This is a genomic window from Anaerosphaera multitolerans, assembly GCF_004006535.1.
Classification (GTDB): Bacteria; Bacillota; Clostridia; order Tissierellales; family Peptoniphilaceae; genus Anaerosphaera; species Anaerosphaera multitolerans.
In genome coordinates, this window is sequence record NZ_RLIH01000008.1 from 71739 (window position 1) to 92544 (window position 20806).

At 33.3% G+C, this 20806-nt stretch carries 17 protein-coding genes; 3 read left to right on the forward strand and 14 right to left on the reverse strand.

What is annotated here, in order from left to right; genetic code table 11:
• Nucleotide 1: 1 nt before the first annotated feature.
• From EF514_RS06675 to EF514_RS06720, 10 genes are all read right to left on the reverse strand, one after another.
• Nucleotides 2-1102: a SpoIIE family protein phosphatase gene (locus tag EF514_RS06675; protein ID WP_127724658.1), complete on the reverse strand. Its 1101-nt coding sequence runs from the start codon at nucleotides 1100-1102 to the stop codon at nucleotides 2-4.
• A 116-nt stretch (nucleotides 1103-1218) separates the two neighbouring features.
• Entirely contained in the window at nucleotides 1219-2346 is a 1128-nt protein-coding gene (locus EF514_RS06680; RefSeq protein ID WP_127724659.1) for a THUMP domain-containing class I SAM-dependent RNA methyltransferase, read from the reverse strand.
• Nucleotides 2347-2466: 120 nt separating this feature from the next.
• Nucleotides 2467-3723: an ABC transporter permease gene (locus tag EF514_RS06685; RefSeq protein ID WP_127724660.1), complete on the reverse strand. Its 1257-nt coding sequence runs from the start codon at nucleotides 3721-3723 to the stop codon at nucleotides 2467-2469.
• 2 nt (nucleotides 3724-3725) lie between these two features.
• Nucleotides 3726-4403, reverse strand: a complete 678-nt coding sequence (locus EF514_RS06690) for an ABC transporter ATP-binding protein (RefSeq protein ID WP_127724661.1) — start codon at nucleotides 4401-4403, stop codon at nucleotides 3726-3728.
• Nucleotides 4404-4421: 18 nt separating this feature from the next.
• The gene (locus EF514_RS06695) at nucleotides 4422-6305 is read right to left on the reverse strand and encodes an HlyD family efflux transporter periplasmic adaptor subunit (protein WP_127724662.1); all 1884 of its coding nucleotides are present in this window, start codon (nucleotides 6303-6305) and stop codon (nucleotides 4422-4424) included.
• Between the two features lie 271 nt (nucleotides 6306-6576).
• Complete coding sequence (locus EF514_RS06700) at nucleotides 6577-6906, reverse strand: desulfoferrodoxin family protein (RefSeq protein WP_127724684.1); 330 nt, start codon at nucleotides 6904-6906, stop codon at nucleotides 6577-6579.
• Nucleotides 6907-7146: 240 nt separating this feature from the next.
• Nucleotides 7147-7752 (reverse strand): TVP38/TMEM64 family protein, encoded by a 606-nt coding sequence (locus EF514_RS06705; protein ID WP_240649025.1) that lies wholly within the window; start codon nucleotides 7750-7752, stop codon nucleotides 7147-7149.
• Between the two features lie 78 nt (nucleotides 7753-7830).
• Nucleotides 7831-9408 (reverse strand): S-layer homology domain-containing protein, encoded by a 1578-nt coding sequence (locus EF514_RS06710; protein ID WP_127724664.1) that lies wholly within the window; start codon nucleotides 9406-9408, stop codon nucleotides 7831-7833.
• Between the two features lie 195 nt (nucleotides 9409-9603).
• A complete protein-coding gene (thpR, locus tag EF514_RS06715; protein WP_127724665.1) occupies nucleotides 9604-10131 on the reverse strand; it encodes an RNA 2',3'-cyclic phosphodiesterase in 528 nt (175 codons plus the stop codon).
• A 117-nt stretch (nucleotides 10132-10248) separates the two neighbouring features.
• Complete coding sequence (locus EF514_RS06720; protein ID WP_127724666.1) at nucleotides 10249-10353, reverse strand: helix-turn-helix domain-containing protein; 105 nt, start codon at nucleotides 10351-10353, stop codon at nucleotides 10249-10251.
• 211 nt (nucleotides 10354-10564) lie between these two features.
• Here EF514_RS06720 and EF514_RS06725 point away from each other — a divergent pair, with 211 nt between their 5' ends.
• Together EF514_RS06725 and EF514_RS06730 are read left to right on the forward strand one after the other, a co-directional pair.
• On the forward strand, nucleotides 10565-10783 hold the full coding sequence (locus EF514_RS06725) for a hypothetical protein (protein WP_127724667.1): 219 nt from the start codon (nucleotides 10565-10567) through the stop codon (nucleotides 10781-10783).
• Between the two features lie 58 nt (nucleotides 10784-10841).
• Entirely contained in the window at nucleotides 10842-11924 is a 1083-nt protein-coding gene (locus EF514_RS06730; RefSeq protein WP_127724668.1) for an NAD(P)H-dependent amine dehydrogenase family protein, read from the forward strand.
• A 45-nt stretch (nucleotides 11925-11969) separates the two neighbouring features.
• Here EF514_RS06730 and EF514_RS06735 read toward each other — a convergent pair whose 3' ends face one another.
• Nucleotides 11970-13295 carry an NCS2 family permease gene (locus tag EF514_RS06735; RefSeq protein ID WP_127724669.1) on the reverse strand — a complete coding sequence of 442 codons (1326 nt, stop codon included), beginning with the start codon at nucleotides 13293-13295 and terminating at the stop codon, nucleotides 11970-11972.
• Between the two features lie 165 nt (nucleotides 13296-13460).
• Here EF514_RS06735 and EF514_RS06740 point away from each other — a divergent pair, with 165 nt between their 5' ends.
• The gene (locus EF514_RS06740; protein WP_127724670.1) at nucleotides 13461-16382 is read left to right on the forward strand and encodes an insulinase family protein; all 2922 of its coding nucleotides are present in this window, start codon (nucleotides 13461-13463) and stop codon (nucleotides 16380-16382) included.
• A gap of 81 nt (nucleotides 16383-16463) precedes the next feature.
• On the opposite strand, the gene EF514_RS06745 is transcribed toward EF514_RS06740, so the two are convergent.
• The 3 genes from EF514_RS06745 to EF514_RS06755 are packed head-to-tail and all read right to left on the reverse strand — an operon-like array spanning nucleotide 16464 to nucleotide 20805.
• Complete coding sequence (locus EF514_RS06745; RefSeq protein ID WP_127724671.1) at nucleotides 16464-17948, reverse strand: sodium:solute symporter family protein; 1485 nt, start codon at nucleotides 17946-17948, stop codon at nucleotides 16464-16466.
• A gap of 46 nt (nucleotides 17949-17994) precedes the next feature.
• Nucleotides 17995-19590, reverse strand: coding sequence for an N-acyl-D-amino-acid deacylase family protein (locus EF514_RS06750; RefSeq protein WP_164845561.1), 1596 nt, complete (start codon nucleotides 19588-19590; stop codon nucleotides 17995-17997).
• A gap of 30 nt (nucleotides 19591-19620) precedes the next feature.
• Entirely contained in the window at nucleotides 19621-20805 is a 1185-nt protein-coding gene (locus EF514_RS06755; protein ID WP_127724673.1) for a YgeY family selenium metabolism-linked hydrolase, read from the reverse strand.
• Between the last annotated feature and the right edge of the window lies 1 nt (nucleotide 20806).

Sequence of the window (20806 nt, forward strand, 5' to 3'; positions counted from 1 at the left end):
TTTACCACACCTTTAATAACAACGCCGTTATATCATCTTTTTGTTTTCCCTTAATAAATTTATTAAGTCCCATTTCAAGTTCTCTTAACTCATCAATTGGATTTTTCCTAACTATCTCCAATGCCCTCTCTCCAAAAGATTCATTGTATTTATTTCTCGCTTCTACAACACCATCAGTCATTAATAATATTTTGTCAAAAGTGTTAATTCTTACAAACTTATCCTCATACTTTACATTTTTGAAAAATCTTGTAATTGGAAATCCTCTGGAGTCTAATTCCAAAACTTCCCCATCATTTCTAATTAACATAGGTGATGGAAAATGTCCGGCATTGGAAAAAATAAATTTAGATGTTCTCTGATTATAAACTCCATAGAAACATGTAAAATATATTTCTATATCTAAATTTAACATAGCAAATCTTTTCGCCACATCACTTAAAGTCTTTGAAGGAGATAATAATTTATAATTCGGAATATTTCCCAATATTATTCTTATAAACATTGTAATCATAGAAGAAGCAAAACCATGGCCTACTGCATCGGCAATGTAAATTCCAATATTATCATCATTGATTTTAAAAATATCAAACATATCCCCGCTTAATTCACTTGAAGGTCTGTAAATATAATCAACGCTTATATTGTTAAAAAATCCCTTTTCCGGAAGCAGAGAATTTTGAATTTTTTGAGCTCTAATCATTTCAATAGTCATTTCTTTATTCTTTTCAACTATTTCATTTTGAAGCTTTTTCTCCATAGTTATATTTCTAAATACTTCTACAGCACCTATTATTTCTCCCCTTGAACCGAATATAGGTGAGCACTTCACTGAAAAGAAATTATCATCTATTCTTTCTTCTCTTTGAATGATTTCCGCTGTTTCAATAGTACGTTTTGTAATCCGCGAATCCAAAACCCTATTTCCAAACTTACAATTTATATTGTCCTCTTCACAGCCCAGAGTCTTTTCCATGGCTTTGTTTACAAATACAACTTCATTATTTGAATTTAATACTCTTACTAAATCTGCAATCCCGTTAAGCACCTGGAAGTTTAAATTAATATCACTTAGCAAATACTCTTCATAAACAAAACTCATATAATCAACTCCTTCAATAAATTATAACATAATGGAATTCTTTAATATAGTTAAGAAATTCTTTCCCTTATAACTTTATTTTAGTAACCGAATAAAACCATAACTGATAATATAATTTATTTTGGCCTTGGTCCTAAAAATTGATAGTAGTAAGTTTTTATTCTTCCGTTATATAACTTCCTGTTTCTATCAGCTTTCTTTCCAAAATTCCGCTCAAATTTATCATCTGAAGAAATTGCATATAAAGACCAGGTAGGAATACTTCTATAGAGTTTCCCCAGCTCTCTCTCCAACTCCTCAGTTTCATCTCCGCCTATTCTAACTCCATAGGGCGGATTTGTAATAATAACCCCATAATCATCAGGAAGATCTAATTCTCTAATATCCTTAACAAAAAATTTAATATCTTCATCTAATCCTAAAATTTCCGCATTTTGCTTAGCAACATTAATAGCTTGATAGGATATGTCGCTAGCTATAATTTGAAGTTCTTTTTCATAATCTATTTCACCGTAACATCTAGCTCTTTCCTCTTTAAAAATTTCTTCATCTATAAACATAAACTTTTCACTGTCAAAGTGTCTCATAATACCGGGAGCTATATTTTTCCCAATCATTGCCGCTTCTATAGGAATAGTTCCACTTCCGCAAAAAGGGTCACATAAAATCCTATCTTCATTCCAAAAGGAAAGTAATACCATAGATGCCGCTATCGTTTCAGATATAGGCGCTTTATAGGAGACTTCTCTATAACCTCTTTTATGAAGTCCATCACCAGAGGTATCTAAAGTTATAGTAGCTATATCTTTAAAAAGTGAAACTTCCAATTTATATCTCTCTTCGCTTTTGCTAAAAGTTTCAATGTCATACTTAGTTTGTAATTTTTTTATTATTGCCTTTTCAACTATTCTCTGGCTATCGGAAACTGAAAATAATTTGGACTTTGCACTTCTTCCCTGCACAATAAAGTTACCCTTTTCAGATATTATCTTCGTCCAATCCACCTCGTAGGTTCTGTCAAATAACTCTTCAAAGCTATAAGCCTCAAAGGATGCAATTTTAATTAATATCCTCTCCGCACTTCTAAGTCTTAAATTTAGAATTGCAATATCTCTTAAAGTACCTTCTAATTCCACTCTTCCGTCATAGACCTTTAAATTTTCATAGCCTAAATTTAAAAGTTCTCTTTTAGCCACAGCCTCTAAACCAAAGTTTACAGTTACTACTATATTCACATTCTCCATTTTACACCTCTAAAAATAATTATACATTGAAAGTCCTTTTAATGATATAAATATACACAAAAAGTCACCAGTAAGCACAAAATAGACTAAGATTAATAAATTATAATCTTAGTCTAAATATTACTCATATCTAAGGGCATCTATCGGATTTAACTTAGCTGCTTTATTTGCAGGATAATATCCGAAGAACACTCCAATAAATGTAGAGAAACCCACAGCCACTAAGACTGCATTTATCGAAGGTAATGTAGGCGCTTTAAGGAGCGAACTTCCTACATATCCAAGTATTCCTCCAAGAACTACTCCCATAGCCCCGCCGATTATACAAAGAATTATACTCTCTACAATAAACTGACTTCTAATGTTGTTATTAGTTGCACCAAGCGCCTTTCTAACACCTATTTCTCTCGTTCTTTCAGTTACAGATACTAGAAGTATATTCATTACTCCAATACCGCCTACTAAGAGCGATATTGCAGCTATTGCTCCTATTGCAATATTCATAGTACCCATTACTTGGTTTACAGTATCTAACTCTGACTCCGCAGTATATACAACAGGTTCATAATTGTCATTTTCAGCATAATAGTTGGAAATTAGAAAGTTTTGTAAATCCTCTGAAAGTTTTGCAACGTCCTTTGTGTCCTTTGCACTTAACATTATAGAGTCGTAACCTTCTTTTTCCGGCACTTCAATTCGCTCACCTGTACTTAAAGGAATATAAATATTAGTAGTTGGCTTATCAGAACCACCCATCATACCCATCATAGGATTTGTTTCATACTTATAAACTCCTGCTATTGAAAAAACTTGAAGTCCTTTTGAATCCGTATATACGTTAATTTCACTACCTATTGCCTTGCTGTTATCCCCGCCGAATATCTCTTTTACAACTTCACTGGAGATAACGGCAATACTTCTACCTTGAACGATATCATCTTGATTTAAAAATCGTCCCGATTGCATTTTCACATTATTAATTATCTCTCCACCCTCACTGACAGAGTATATCCTAATCGGTGCAGTCTTTTTCCCATCTTTTACTTCTCCGGAAAAAGTCGGTCCGCTTATTTCCAAAGCTTCAATTCTACTTCCAAATCTATTTTCAATCGTTTCAATAATGGTATTGCTAAGTAAGTCTGATTCCTGCATACCTGCATAATCACTGGAATTACCCTTTGGATTTATATAAATAACCATCTGATTACTGACAGATTGAAATTCTTTATTTACAAAATTGGTCATAGCATCGCCAATAGTCATAATTCCAATTACTGAGGCAATCCCGATTATAATTCCCAGCATAGTCAAAAAGGAACGCATTTTATTTGATTTTAAACCTTCAAGCGAAAGTTTAATACTTTCCATTATATCCATATTTATTCCTCTAATATTCCGTCTTTCATAGTCAATACTCTTCCGGTTTCATCTGCAAGCTCTTGGTTGTGAGTAATAAGTATAATGGTTTTTTTCTCCTGCTCATTTAACTTATGAAAAAGGTCCATTACAACTCTGCCCGTCTTACTGTCAAGAGCTCCTGTAGGCTCATCTGCAAGAATAATGTCAGGATCATTTGCCATAGCTCTTGCAATGGCAACTCTTTGTTTCTGACCTCCTGAAAGCTCATTTGGTTGGTGATTTGCCCTATCGTCCATTTCCACAAGTTTTAACAACTCCATAGATCTTTCACGTCTGTCATTTCTACTCATTCTACCGTAAATCATTGGCAGCTCTACATTTTTTTGAGCATTAGACCTTGGTATTAAATTAAAACTTTGAAATACAAACCCTATTTTTTTATTTCTTATTTGTGATAACTCACTATCCTTTGCTTCCTCTACGTTTAAACCAGCCAAGTTGTAATAACCCGAAGTGGCTCTATCTAAAACGCCTATTATATTCATTAAAGTGGACTTTCCCGAACCAGATGCTCCAACTATGGAAACAAACTCACCCTCTTCTACGGTGAGGTTTATTCCATGTAGTATCTCCAGTTCATTAGGCTGTCCAATATAGAATTTCTTAACTATATCTTTCATTTCAATGACTTTACTCATTTTACGCCTCCTAATTATCTATACTGCAACTTCAGTCTCATCTATAAATTCAACTTCCAATCCGTTGCTGTATTTATCAGGAGAGGTTATAACTATTACACCATCTTTCAGCTTATCTGATTGAACTACGGTTTCCACGTCATTTTCAAGTCCGGTTATAACTTCTACTTCACTTAACTTAGTGCCCTTCTTGTTACTAGTTGCAATTAAAATGAAATTTTTACCATTTTTTTCATAAATTGCTGTTGAAGGAACCTTGTAGACATTTTTCTGTTCTTCTAAAATATACTTAGCTCTAATATTCATGCCGGGTTTTAATTCCTCTGCATTTTTATCCAGCTTTATCTTAGTTCTATAAGTTACATCTTTTGATGCAGCACCGGTAGCGCCTGCAACTGACTCTGTCGCCATAGGTGCGGGATCTATAGAAACAACTTTACCTGAGAAAGGTTTCTCCTTACCAATGGCTTCACTGGTAACAACTACTTTCATTCCAACTTTTACATCGTTTAAATCAAATTCTTTTACACTACTTTCAATTACTTGCTCATCTACAGTTTCTATAGTACAAATTGAACCTGCTGCAACTTGTCCCTTTTCCATAGTCTTAGAAGTAACAGTTCCTGAAATAGGAGCTCTTATTACAGTCTTATCCAAATCTTCATATAGATATTTCAAACTAACTTGACTAGTTGAAGTATCAGAACTTGCTTGAGCTATATTAACACTATTTTCCAAAGAAGTAATTTGATCTTCAGCGGCAACCTTAGTAACTTCTAAGTTTTTCAATGCATTATCATAGGCATTTTTTGCAGCTTCGGCATTTTTTCTATAGGTTTCAAGCTGATCCTGTCTTGATTTTTCATTTCTTTCAGCCTTATCTTTATCAGTTTCTTCACTTTGTTTCGCAGTTTCTAAAGCAAGGTTCATTTGTTCCACTTTTCTCTCATAAGAAGTTATGGAATTTTCTGCCGTTTCCGCTGTATTTTCATACTTTGATAAATTTGCTTTTGCCTCAGCTAATTCTGTTTGCAATCTTTTCAATTCATTTGAATCATCACTTACATCTGTCTGTAAAGTTGCAGTTTGATAATTATCTGTTTGAGTATTATTTAAAACATTAGAGGTTTCCCTACTAATTTTTTTATCTAGTTCATCTATTCGAGATTGTAGGCTATCTATTCTATCCTGTTCCCCTCTAGCTAAACTTCTATTTCTACTTGCAGTATCTCTTGTTTCCCTTAACTCCTCTTGAGCTTGTTCATAGTTAAGCTGAGCTGTTTTTAAGGAATTACTAACTGTATCTTCTGAACTTTCAGCTGCAATTAGAGCATCATTATATCTCTCCTCTAAAGACTTTCTAAAATCCTGATAAGTCTTTTCAGCAGACTGCCAAGAATCATAGGCATTTATTAAACTGCTGTTAGCTCCGCTTATTGCACTATTCGTTCCATCTTCTCTATTTTTCTTAGCTTCATTTAATTGATCTTCAGCACTTTTTATTTGAGCACCTGCAGTTTTTTTAGTTGCTCCTATTGTGGCTTGAGTTTGTGCTATCTGTTGTCTTATTGAAGAATCATCAAGTCTGGCAATAATATCTCCTTCCTTAACAACATCTCCAACCTCTACCTTAACTTCAGATATAGGCAAAGATTTTTCCGGATATATTGAAACGGAATCCTCACTTTTCACCTTTCCCGTTTCACTTACGGAACTGATAAAATCTTCCTTAGCAAGTGAAATTGTTTCAGCTGTAGGAATTATCGTATAATTTTCGCCATTCTTACCTCTAAAAAACAAAAACCATACAGCTATAATTACAACTGCAACTACAATTACCTTTATTTTATTTCTACCTATAAAGTTTTTAACTTTGCCAAAAACACTTTTAACTTTGTCCAATTTCAGCCTCCTGTAATAATATGTTACTTTTATGTAATGTAATAATTATATAATACAATAATTAAAATTTTCAGTCAGAATCTCTAAATTATTTCAAAGATTTAGTTAAATACTACAATTTGAGATACAAGAACAATTGTACCACTGAACAGTAGCAAAGTAAACTTACTAATTTGTAAGATTTGTAAGCCCTAGTAATTAGCGTCAAAAAATTCCATAAAAAGAAACCCTACACCCAGTGTAAGGTTTCCTCATCTCTTTTAAAATAAGATTAAACTTCTTCTGAATTTTCCCATAAACCATGGATATTGCAGTAGCTCATTGCATATACAGTTCCCTTTTTGTCTGTTTTAACAGTAGCAACTACTTCAGGTTTAGTAAATACTTCCTCTTCACCATGAGCATTAAATTCAAAAGATCCCACTTCTATTGGGAATTTAAATCCTTCTGGTTGGAAGAATACTTTAATCCATGCAATATGGTGCTCTAGAGTATTTGGATGCTCTATTTCTTCACCAATAATAGTCTTAATAACAAGTTCGCCATCTTTTCTTTCAACGTGAATTCCGGGAACGTGTTTTTCGTTTTTCCAATCTCCCATTTGTACTGTTTCAGTTAATTTTTTCAATCTTTATACCCCCTATAATTATAATACATTACTTAATATAAATACCCTTTTATTAAAACATACCTACAGTATAATTAAATTTTTAATAAAACATTGTAAGTTAAATAAAATTAGTACATTAAGTTTTATTCTACTTCAATTATATTTTACCAAAACAATATAAATTTTCTATAGTATTAACAATATAAAATAAAAAATAGCTGTACAAGACAGCTATCTCCATAAAAAACTTTTCAAAAAATAATTTCCCCCCAGAGTATAGGCTAATAAACTCCAAGGCTTTAAAAACAATATCACCAAAGCAAACCTTACAAAATTCATATTCATAAGTCCTGCAAATAAACAAAGTATATCGTCAGGTGCAACAGGTAAAAATATTGCCAGTGCAAAAAATCCATCAAAATTATTGCCCTTGGCTAAATACTTAGTATAGTCCTTCATCCTTTTTTCGCCAATTAACTTTTTAACTAGACCTCTACCATAATATCTTGCCAAAAAATAATTTATAAATGAACCCGTTACAATACCTAAGTAATTATATACAGTTCCCCAAAGAGGTCCGAATATAAATACACCTGCTATACTGGTAATGCCGCCAGGAATTACCGGTATTACAACCTGTACAATTTGCAACAATATAAAAATGACAGGTCCTAGAATTCCCACCTCTCCAATAAAGAGATTTAATCTCTCCTGAGAGGTGAACAATCCCAATTGATATCCTCTTATTACAATAAATAGGGCACTAACCATTCCAAATATCATTAACAAATTAATAAAATTATTTTTCCCAAGAGTTTTTACACTTTTAGATTCCATACTCATCACCTTAGTGGAGTATATCCTAAATATATTAATTTATTATTTGAAAAAGATTAAGAATCCTTTAAGATTAAATTAATTTCCTGTAACTTCCATTATTTCATAATATGCCCAAAAAGTTTTAGATACGTCTTTAAAAGGATTTTTACTATACTTGCCTATGAATTCTTTATTAGGCGTTCTATTTAGAAGTTTGTTTAAAACTGTTGCTACTTCGGCTCTATTAATAGGCTCATTAGGAACAAATTTCCCCTCACTTCTACCGTTCATTAAACCGTTTGAAGTTACTATATCTATAGCTTCCTTACCCCAGAAATTTGAATTAACATCTTTAAAAGTAGTAGCCTTTGATTTTTTCTCTAAATCAGCAACTTTAACCAATATACTTGCAAACTCAGTTCTGGTTATTGGGTTTTCAGGTCTAAATTCTCCATTTTTATATCCTGAGATAAAACCGTTTTTCTCCATATATCCTACAGCATCTGCATACCAAGCTTCCTGCTTAACGTCTTTAAAGGAGGAGTATACCCCTGTTATATTTTCACCTGCATATATTTTAGCCAGTACACTTGCTACTTCTGACCTCTTCATACTTTCCTTAGGACCAAAGGTATCCTTTGAACGCCCATTCATTATAGGAACTCTTATTTCGGAAATTCCTTCAGAAAGTTTATCCACTGCATCACTTACCTCTGATTGAATTACATCGGATTTCACTTTTATATACTGAGCATTGGCTAATGCGGCAGTAAGTCTCGCTGCATCTTCCTTTTTAACAGCTGATATATCCATACTTTTTGCCATTTCATAGTAATCATCTAGAACTTCCATATCTTCAGTAACTGTCGTAGACATATTTTCATCAATTAAAGATTCAGTAATGTAAGAATTTTTTACATCTTTTACTACAACTAAGTTACTTGCCGTCTTATCTTCCCCGTCTTTTTTAAAATAACTTACAACATCTAACTTAGTTCCTATTTCCTGTTTGCTGATAGTAACTTTAAAATTTCCATCTTTATCGCTTGTAGCTTCTCCAAGAACCTTATCATTTAACAATACCTTAACTTTTGAGTTTGGTTCTGTTTTACCGGAAACTACTGTAGAGTTGTTATATACTTCATAAACTGTTAAATTTCCATCTTGTGCCTTAGTATTACTTTCCAAATTAGTCTGCCCTGAATTTTCATTTCCCGCCCTATCAACATAGGTTAGTACAAATGAATTTTTAAGAGCATCTTGACCTTTGGCATCTTCTTTAACCTTAGTCTTTATAACTACGCTAAATTCCTTTACACCCTTTAAAGCTTCCGTATCATTTACAGATAAAGTTACAAGGTTTTGAGTATTCTTCTTTACATTAGTTAAGGTCAAATCAACTTTGCCCTGAACCAACTCCGCTCCCGCAAGTTTTTGTTCTGTAACTTCCAAGTTGGAGTCCATTAAAATAGTAACTGCAAAAGACTTGTAATCCTTCATATAATCATCAGGTAGCTTAATGTTTAATTTATAGTTTAAAACATCTCCCTTTGATGCTGAATAAACAGCCGGTTGTTCAAATACTACCTGTATGTCTTCTTTTGCAAATACATTTACCGTAAATAAATTTAAAATCAAGCTAAAAATTAATACACTATTTATAATTTTTCTCATTCAAGCACCTCTTATACCATTTAGATATATTTTTAGATTTATTATTAAATACATTATATATTAATTTTAAACTATTATTTCAGATAAATAAATATGTAATAATAATGTAATCTTTCGTTTTTATAACATAGAAAGCTTAAACTTTTATTGAAAGTATAAATAAAAAGAGATAGTTAAATAAACTATCCCTAAATCTTATTTTATATCGTACAGACTGCTGTACTTTACTCCCTCCTTTGTAAACCGGCTATGGTAGAGTGAAAGTTTCGGTCTTATTATAGTAGGAAATTCAGGCAATGAGATTTTCAATATACTCTCCTCTTCTATTTGAACTTCTCTTGCAATGGTAATATGGGGAGTATACTTTCGATTTTCAACCTCTATTCCAAGAGACATTAAAATTAATTTTAAGTTCCTATACAATTTTTGTAGCTCTTTTGTGTTTTTACATCCAAGCCACAAAAGTTTACTACCCCTCCTCTTGAAATAACCCAAATTTTCTATGGATAACTTTAAGTTTTCAGGATAGGACAGCGTTCTAAGTTCTTCTATTAATAAATCTTTAGTTTCTTCCTCTACTTCTCCTAAAAAATGTAAAGTTAAATGTAAGTTTTCTACATTGGTTAACCTGTATTTTTTAGAATGGTTTTTTATTTCGTCCTGTATGCTCTTTATATTATCTTTCCACTCTCTACTTAAATCCAAAGCTATAGACAGTCTCATATTATCCCCTCAACATATTATAAAACCATCATATCTAATTTTATTTAACTTTTAAATAGTAATTATAAAAGTCATATAAAAAACATTCTAGAGAAAATTAATAACTTTTCTCTACTTTTAATTTGAAAGTACCTGCCGAGAAACTTTTAATTTTTCAGCAACTTCACTTTGAGTAATACCCAGTTTATTTCTCTCTTTTTGTAATCTTTCTCCTAATTTCATTTTCAACTTCCTTTCACTTTAATTATATGAAGATGATTTAATTTTCTAAAGACTGGAATATTTGCATTTGAATTTTTATATGTATTATTTAAGGCAAAGTTTCTTTGCATCCTCTGTTTTTCAATTTTTAATAATTATATTCTACAAATTCCAAGCTATTAAAGATTAAAGGTTTTCAATAGTGGGAATGAATATAATAGAGGAGTGAATTATGAAAAAAATTATAAACTTAAAGAACCTTTCCAGACTATTATATGGCTCCGGTATTATTATTGCCACCGTTACTCTTTATAAAATAATTAAAGTTAAAATGATTTTACCCCCGGGAGTATGCCCTGTGGATAATCAACGTAATACTATATTTCTATCTATTGGACTTCTTATATCATCTTTTATAATTGATTTATTCTTAGAAAGAAAAAATAAATAAAGACCTGGTTTCAATTTACAAAAATAATCTTACTTTTTAATAATTTGGAGGTGTTTTTATGGAAAGAAAGATTAGAGTAGTACAGTATGGTTGTGGGAAAATGGCAAAATTTCTTATGCGCTACGTAATTGAACATGGAGGAGAAATTGTAGGGGCTTATGATGCAAATCCTGTTGTTGTAGGTAAAGACATTGGAGAGATTATGGAGGTTGATAATTGTAATGTGATAATTAAGGATGCAAAGGATTTTGACTCCGATTTAAAAATTTTAAAACCCGACGTATGTATTGTTGCAACTATGAGTACGATTAAAGATATCTATGAGAGCTTTAAAATTTGTGCTGAAAATGGAGTTAATGCCATTTCAACCTGTGAGGAAGCATTATATCCTTGGAATTCTTCACCAAAACTCACTGAGGAACTGGACAAGCTGGCAAAGGAAAATAACTGTACTCTTTCAGGAAGCGGTTATCCCGATATGTACTGGGGAACTTTAATAGTTACTCTTGCAGGTTCATTACATAAAATTTCTAAAATCAACGGAAGCAGCAGTTACAATGTTGAGGATTACGGAATAGCTTTGGCTGAGGGTCACGGTGCAGGTTTAACTGTTGAGGAGTTTAATAAAGAAGTCGGATTGTATAATGAATACTCTTATGAGGAAATAAGTAAGATTATAGAAAGAGGAGAGTATATTCCGTCTTATATGTGGAATCAAAATGGATGGCTTTGTGAAAAACTGGGCCTTACTATTATTTCACAAACTCAAAGATGCGAGCCTCATATAGCACCAAAGGATATCTATTCTTCAACTTTGGATATGACTATTAAGAAGGGCGACTGTCTAGGCATGTCCGCCATTGTTACCACTACTACCGAGGAAGGAATAACTTTTGAAACTGAATGTATTGGAAAGGTTTATGAAGAAGGCGAAGTGGATAAGAACATATGGAGCTTTGAAGGAGAGCCGGCTACTTCAATAGTAGTAAGCGAACCTGCAACTGTAGAGCTTACATGTGCAACTTTGGTAAATAGCATTCCTAAACTAATTGATGCAGAGCCCGGCTATATTACCACTAACCACATGAGAAACAATGACTATATGATTAAGCCGATGAATGAATATGTAGAGACTAAATAAAAAAAAGCATCTGAGGAGTTATTATAACTTTTCAGATGCTTTTTCCTATGAAAATAATGGCGCTAATATTCTCAACAAAAATATAATTGCAAGGACATACATTAAAACAGATATGTCTTTTCTTTTTCCTGTAGTAAATTTCAATAGCACATAGCTCATCATTCCGAAAGCTATCCCTTCTGCTATGGAATAGGCAAAGGGCATCATTGTAATTGCCAAAAAGGCAGGTACTGCTTCAGTAAAGTCGTCAAAATCAATGTTTTTAATAGGACTCATCATAAACAATCCTACAATTATAAGCGCTGCTGAAGTAGCCTCAGTTGGTACTATGGAAAATAATGGAAAGAAAAATAACGAAATAAAGAAACATCCCGCAGTAGATAGAGTTGTAAATCCTGTTCTTCCTCCATCAGCCACTCCACTGGCACTTTCCACAAATGTTGTAACTGTACTTGTTCCAAGTAGGGCTCCGAAAGTAGTTCCCACTGCGTCAGCCATAAGCGCTTTTCCCACATCGGGCAGTTCTCCATTTTCATCAAGTAAGTCCGCCTTAGTTGCAACACCTGTAAGTGTTCCGACAGTATCAAATAAATCTACAAATAAAAATGTAAACATAACTGAAAACATTTTAAATGTAAATATTTCTCCAAACTCCAGTTGAAATGCTATCGGTTTAATTGAAGGCGGTAGGGAAAATATTGCCTGTGATGATTGAGGCAACTTTGTAACTCCTAAAATCAATGCCAGTATAGTTGAACCTACAATTCCATATAGCAAAGCTCCCTTAACATTTTTAGCACTTAAAAAGGCCATTAAGAATAGTCCCACAAATAACACTAATGCATTAGGCGTCAATAAATTACCCAGACTTAATATTACTCCGTCTCCAGGTGTAATAATATTTGCGCCGGTAAAACCTATAAATGCAATAAAAAGTCCTATACCTACAGATACGGCATTTTTCAAAGACATTGGTATGGCATTAAATATCTCCTCACGAATTTTAAACATTGATAATAAAATAAAAATGATTCCCTCTAAAAATACAGCCGTAAGTGCAAATTGCCAAGTTTCACCCATCTGCATACATACAGTAAATGTGAAAAAAGCATTTAAACCCATTCCCGGTGCCAGCGCAAAGGGTAAATTTGCATAAAGAGCCATAATTAAATTGGCAATTATAGATGCAAGTATTGTAGTCGTAAATAATGCTCCCTTGTCCATTCCCGTTTGAGATAAAATATCCGGATTTACTATTAAAATATAAGACATTGTCATAAATGTAGTAAGTCCGGCCATTAATTCAGTTTTAACGTTGGTACCTCTTTCAGAAAGTTTAAATTTCTTTTCCAAAAAACTGTTACTTTCCATAATCTTCCTCCTTATTAATTATATTAAATATTATCTGAACTAATATATTACCATATTTTACCTCCATTTATAATTTAGCTTTGACAATTAATATATTTATTTTTTCTCATATGTTATAGTAATACTAATCGGGTATAATTTTTATTAAGGGGGAATTAATTTAGAATGAATAATAAATACAAACTTATAGAAGAAAAATATATAGATGAAGTTGCCTCTCTTGTTAAAGTATATGAACATATAAAGACAAAGGCTCAGGTACTTGTACTCTCCAATGACGATGAAAACAAGGCCTTTGGAATAGGTTTTAGAACGATTCCAAAAGACTCCACAGGAGTTGCGCATATTGTTGAGCACTGCGTACTTTCAGGGTCACGTAAATATACTACAAGAGAACCTTTTATGGATTTAATTAAGTCCAGTATGCAAACTTTTTTAAATGCTATGACTTTTTCAGATAAGACTATCTATCCAGTAAGTTCCAGAAATGAAAAGGACTTTTATAATTTAATGGATGTATATTTAGATGCCGTTTTTTATCCCAGAATGTATGAAAAAAAAGAAATTTTTCTTCAAGAGGGATGGCATTATGAAATAGATGAAGAAACAGAGGAATTAAAATACAACGGTGTCGTATACAATGAAATGAAGGGAGTCTATTCAGATCCTCAAAACATAGTATCCGACATTATAACTTTTAATCTTCATAGGGATTCTTCCTATGGAGTGGACTCCGGAGGGGACCCTGCTGAAATCCCCAGCTTAAGCTATGAAAACTTTTTGGATTTTCACAGAAAACACTACCATCCGTCTAATTCCTATATATACCTATATGGCAATTTAGATATGGAAAAAGCCCTTAGCTATATTGATGAAAACTATCTTTCAAATTTTGAAAAAGAAACCATTGATTCTGAAATAATTTTAAACGAACCTTTTAAAAAGCAAAAATTTATTTCAGATACCTACAGTGCCTCTGAAAGTGAAATGGGCGAAAATAAAGATTACTTGACCTACAGTTGGTGTATGGGAAGCAGTACTGATAAATTGGACTTGTTTATGAGAAACTTCCTGTCTGAACTTTTAATTGATTCCGAATCAGCTCCGCTTAAAATGGCAATCTTAAAAGCAAATTTAGCTGAAGACGTATACGCCGAAACATCGGCATCGGAAGTTTTAGATTTATCCATTGTCGCTAAAAATACAGATGTAAAAAGAAAAGATGAATTTAAGGATTTAATTGAAAGCACTTTAAAAGAAATTATTTCCAAGGGAATTAACAAGGATTTATTAAGAGCTACTTTAAATAAATTTGAATTTGCCTTTAGAGAAGGTGGCGGAACTCAAAGATCTATTATCTACTATATAAGAGCCTTAAACTCATGGCTATATGGAGAGAGTCCAATAGATGGCCTTGAAGCAAATGAAATGATAGAGGACTTAAACTCTAAAATTGATAGTGACTTCTTCGAAAAGTATATTGAGGAAAAACTTTTAAATAACAATTATTCTCTTATTACAGCTGTAGAGCCTGAGCTTAATAAAAGCAAAAGAGAAGAGGATAAGCTAAAGTCAAAGCTACAGAATTATAAATCCTCTCTTTCAAAGGAAGAAATTGAAAAGATAGTAGCAGAACAGAATAATTTAATAGATTTTCAAATGACCGAGGATTCTCCTAAAGACAAAAATACAATTCCAAGTTTGGAATTAAGCTATATTAATAAGAGCATAACCCATATTCCAAGGGAGGAAATTGAAAACGACTTTGCAAAAGTGCTTTTAAATGAACAGTTTACAAACTCTATTTCCTATGTAACTGTGCTCTTTGATACATCCGGCAGTGTTTCAATAGACGAAGATTCAAAATATACTTTTGAGGAGCTTCAAAATTACTCATTGCTTACAGACTTAATAGGTAAGGTAAGTACTGAAAAATATAATTATGAAGATTTAGATAATGAAATTTACAAAGTTATGGGCGGCTTTACTTTAAATCCAACAAGTTATTCCGATTACAATGATAAAAATAATATCTATAAATATGCTGAATTGAAATTTAAAGTTTTAGATGAAAAATTGGAAGATGCACTAAAGTTAATTGATGAAATTATACAAAATTCAATTTTAACAGACAAAAATCGAATTAAGGAAATACTTTTAATAGAAAAATCCGATATTGAATCTTCAATTCTTCAAAATGGCCACTCAATAGCTGTGGAAACTGTAAAAAGTTACTATTCTCAACAAGGAATGTACAACAATATAGTAAACGGCTTGGAATTATACTTCTATTTAGCTGACCTACTTGATAACTTTGATGAAAGATGGGAAAGTTTTAGGGAGTCTCTAATTTCCATTAAAAATAAAATTTTCAACAAAAATAATTTAATAATTAACTACACAGGTTCAAAGGAAACCTTAAATGATAATTTAAAATATTTTAAAGACTTTGTAGGTAATTTAAGTGACGAGAAATACGACGGAGGTACTTTCTTCTACAACACTTCTAAGTCTCAAGGTTTTACAACATCGGCAAATGTACAGTACGTTTCCAAGGGCTGTGACCTAAGTGAACTTGGTTTGGACTACAACGGTTCCTTAAGTGTCCTTGCCAATATTTTAAGTACTGATTACCTTCACAACAACATTAGAGCCAAGGGCGGAGCTTATGGAGCTGGAGTTAAACTAACTTTGAATTCCGACATTCTAACCTACTCCTATAGAGATCCAAACTTAAAAAAGACAATAGATGTTTACGATAATATGTATGAATTTTTAGAGAATTTAAATTTAACTGATGAAGAGCTTAAAAATTATATTATAGGCACTATGAATGCCTTTGATCCAATGTTAAGTCCTGCTGCCAAAGGAGATCTCAACCTTACAAGGTATATTTCAAATATAACTGAAGATAAAATGTCCGAATTTAAAAATCAGGCTTTAAATACTACAGTGGAACAATTAAAAAGCTACGCTCCAATTCTAAAGGAATCTATGGAGAAAAATTACCTATGTGTAATAGGCGGCGAGGAAATAATAAAAGAAAACAGTGAACTCTTTAATGAAATAATAAATTTAAAAAGATAGACCTAGTTGAATTTTCAACTTTAATTTATTCTAAAAAACAGAAATAGCAAGGAATTCCTTGCTATTTCTGTTTTATTTTTATTATTCATCATCAAATTCTATCATAGGCATAGGTTTCACACCTTTTGATAGCTCGATTTTTGTAACTAAGAATATTACTATAAATGCCACTATTGCACCTGGAACTATTGCACTTAAGCCAAATGGATTGTCCAATACAAATATCCATACAGCTGAAACTATTGTCCCACATACTATTGCAATAAATCCACCATTTGCAGTAACCTTGTCCCAAAATAGAGCACATACAAAAGCCGCAAACGGTCCGGCACTTCTAAGTGCAAAGGCACTCATCATAACACTGATAATGTTTGAATTAGACAGTGCAACACCAAGTCCAAATAGCCCTGCCGCCAACATTACAACTTTAGAAACTATAACTTCTTTTTGGTCATCTCTTTCTCCCTTTCTAATGTAAGGAACGTAAATGTCATTAGAGAACATTGTAGCTGTACCAATCATATTTCCCGAAGCTGAACTTATTGTTGCAGCAACTATTGAAGATAAAACTAAACCGGATATTATCGGCGGTGCAAATGTAAGAGTTGCATCAGCAAGCGCACTTGAAGATATACCGTTTTGAGTATAGCCATCAATACAAGCATAAGCTATTAATCCTATTGTAGCCGGAACTATTGCATAAACTGCTGAAACGATTCCCGCAAGTATTGAACCTAATTTTGCAGATTTACCATCTTTAGCTGATGAATATGTCTGAACAATTTCCTGTCCTGTTGGGAAAGTCATACAGTACATGGCAATATATCCCAATATAGTCGGAAGTCCTATTTTAGTCATACTTGTTAAATCCAATAGTCCACCTGAGCTGCTTGATACTGCGTCCGCCTGTGCAAACAGTCCTGAAAATCCGCCAATTGCTGGATTTGCAACCATTACAAAGAGTGCAATTGCCATACCTACAGTTATAAATAAAACGTGCATCATATTAGCTGCAGTTACAGAAGCAAAGCCTCCTACCATTGTATATAGAATTACTACAACAGTAGTTACTACTGCCGCAACTTTAAAATCCAAAGATGTTACTGAGTTTATAATTGATGCCGTAGCAATTATTTGAGCTCCTGTAGCCATAAACAATGCCAAAATAGAAGTTATTGCCGTAAAGATATGTGAAGGTTTCCCATATCTCTTACCAATTATTTCCGGTACTGTGTTTGATGCAGATCTTCTAAAAAATGGAGCTATAAATGATACTAGTATAAATCCGATTCCCGATGCAATTACATACCATGCTGCTGACAATCCATAATCATAAACATTCGTTGCAATACCTGTTGTACTAGCACCACCGGTGTTAGCCGCAAAAAGCGTTGCAGCTAACATTACAGGTCCCAGTGATTTTCCCGCCATTAAAAATTCTTCATTTGATGCGCCCTGTGTTGCAGATTTTCTCTTTTTTAAATAAGATGCTACCAATCCAATTGCAACAGTGGCCACCATGTATAATATAATTATTATTAAAGCAGTTTTCTGTGTACTACTCATAATTAAACCCCCCTGATAATTTTTATTTTATATTTAACTTTCCGATTTATTTACGGCCTTTAAAGCGTAGTACTTTTCCTGCTTTTTGTGGTGTCGCTTCACCATTATCAATAATTACTTTTCCGTTTACTAATACATATTCAATTCCCTTAGGATATTGATTTGGCTCGTTATAATCTCCTACGTCTCTAATTTCTTCAAAGTCAAATATAACTAAGTCCGCAGCATAACCATCTTTTATTACTCCTCTGTCATAAAGTCCGAAAGTCTCTGCAGGCTTTTTAGTCATTTTGTAAATCGCCTCTTCTAAAGTTAAGGCTTCTTCTTCTCTAACGTACTTTCCAATAACTCTTGGGAAAGCTCCATATACTCTTGGATGTGGTTTTCCACCTAAAATACCATCTGTACATACGTTTTGTTCAGGTCTCTTAAGTAATCTCACTACGTGTTCCTCAGTTCCCCAGAAGTCTACTAAACCTACTAAGTTTTTCTCTTCAAGAATAATGTCAAAGATTGCATCTAAAGGTTCTTTACCTCTCATTTGACCGATTTCAGTTAAACTCTTACCTTCTACGTCTTTATTCTTATCAGAGCCTACAAAGGTCACGAAGATTCCATCAAATCCTGCAAATTCAACGAAGTTATCCCATCCTTCTATTCCTGTCAGGATATCTTCTTTCATCTTTTCCCTTAATTCATTATCTTGAAGTCTTTCTAAAAGTTTGTCAGTTCCTCCATCATGTACCCATGGCGGTAGAATTACACTCATCATTGTTGAACCAGCTACATATGGATATTGGTCATAGGAAACTATTCTTCCCGCTTTTGTAAAGTTGTCAAGTTTTTCTAAAACAGCAGGTATCTTATCCCAGTTGTTTTTACCGCATACTTTAAAGTGTGAAAAATGAATTCTACATCCACTTTCATTTCCAACAGTTAGAATTTCGTCCATGGAATCTAAAATTGAATCAGCTTCACTTCTTTGGTGAGTTACAAACACTCCTCCGGTTTCAGCTAAAACCTTTCCTAACTCCACTAATTCCTTAGTATTTCCAAAGGATCCCGGTGGATAGATAAGTCCGGTTGAAAGTCCGAAAGCTCCTTCTTCCATGGCCTTAGCTAAGTTTTCTTTCATTTTTTTAAGTTCTTCATCTGTTGCCTGTCTGTTCTCCATACCCATGGAAACAAATCTAACGTTACTGTGTGGTGCCAGGTAAGCAATATTAGGTCCTAAATCCAATTTATCAATTACATTTAGATAGTCATCTACACTTTCCCAGTCCCAAGGCGCTTCATATTCTCCTTCAAGTCCGCTCATTGCCTTTATCCAGGAAGATTTATTCGGCTCATCTATAGGAGCAGGTCCCATACCGTCTTGAGCTACAAATTCAGTTGTAATACCCTGTCTTGTCTTTGGACTTAACATAGGATCTTGGAATACAAGCAAACTTGAGTGACTGTGAGTGTCAATAAATCCCGGTGAAACTACTTTTCCCTTAGCATCTATAACTTTTTTTGCTTCTACTTCTTCTCCCTTGCCAAGTAATTTTATTTTTTCATCTACAATTGCTAAATTTCCCTCGTAGGGTTTTTCTCCTGTACCATCTACGATTAAACCGTTTTTAATTAAAACATCGAACATAATTATCCTCCTCTAGTTTAAAACTAAAACTTACTTATTAAATGCTCCGCAGATTGCCTTATATGAATCTTTAACTTTCATCAGTTGATCCACTTCTATATATTCATCAAGTGTATGAGCTAAATTTTCCAAAGATGGTCCCAAACCGAAGGTCTTAATCTTAGCTTCGCCGGCATAGTGGCTTCCGTTTGTACAGAAATTATACTGAGTTATAATCGGTTCCTGTCCAATTTCCTTTAATGCATTATAAGCTGTTTGTACAAACTCCTCTTCTTCATCATAAAGCCATCCCGGGAAGAATCTTTCTCCCTTTATAGTTTCGCCTGTAAAGCATTTTTCTTCGCCTACGGAATAACTTAATTTTGCATCTAATTCAGGATCTTTTGCCATCATTTCGTCAACTAATTTTTGTATAGGTTCCATTACTGATTCCAAAGTTTCTCCAACTAGTAATCTTCTGTCATAAGTTGCCACGCAGTATTCAGGAACTACCGATGCTCCCGGATATGGAGAGGATTTAATATCTACTAATTCTAAAATTCCATCTCCAAGAGTTTCATTGTGAGTTGGTTCTAACTTTCTTATCTCTTGGATTATCTCACCGATTTTATATACGGCATTGATTCCCTTTTCAGGATTTGCAGAGTGAGCAGCTTTACCAAATACTTCCAATTTAATTTCAGCTCTACCTCTTTGGCCTATCTTAAGATTTAACTGAGAAGCCTCGCCTATTACAACTATATCAGGATTTGTGTACTTGCTTATCTCTCTTGCTGCCACACCCTCAAAGCACTCTTCATGAACTACTCCGGCAACGTATATATCTCCTGCAAAGTCTCCCTTTGTCTCTTCATTAAACTCAGCCGCCGCAACTGCCATAGCTGCTAGAGCACCTTTCATATCACTGGTTCCACGTCCGTATATTTTCCCGTCATGAATTTCTGCAGCAAATGGAGGGTACTTCCAAACACTTTCATCTGTAACAGGTACTGTATCCATATGACCGTCAAATAAAATAGCCTTTCCAGGTCTGCTACCCTTAATATGTCCTATAGTATTTCCGTATTTATCAATATGCACATCAGTAAATCCGTTATCTTTAAAAAACTTAGTCAATACATCTGATACGCCTTTTTCTTCTCCAGAATAACTTCTCTCTCTAACTAGCGCTTGAGCTAGTTTTACAACTTGACTGTCAACTGTTTCTCTACTCATA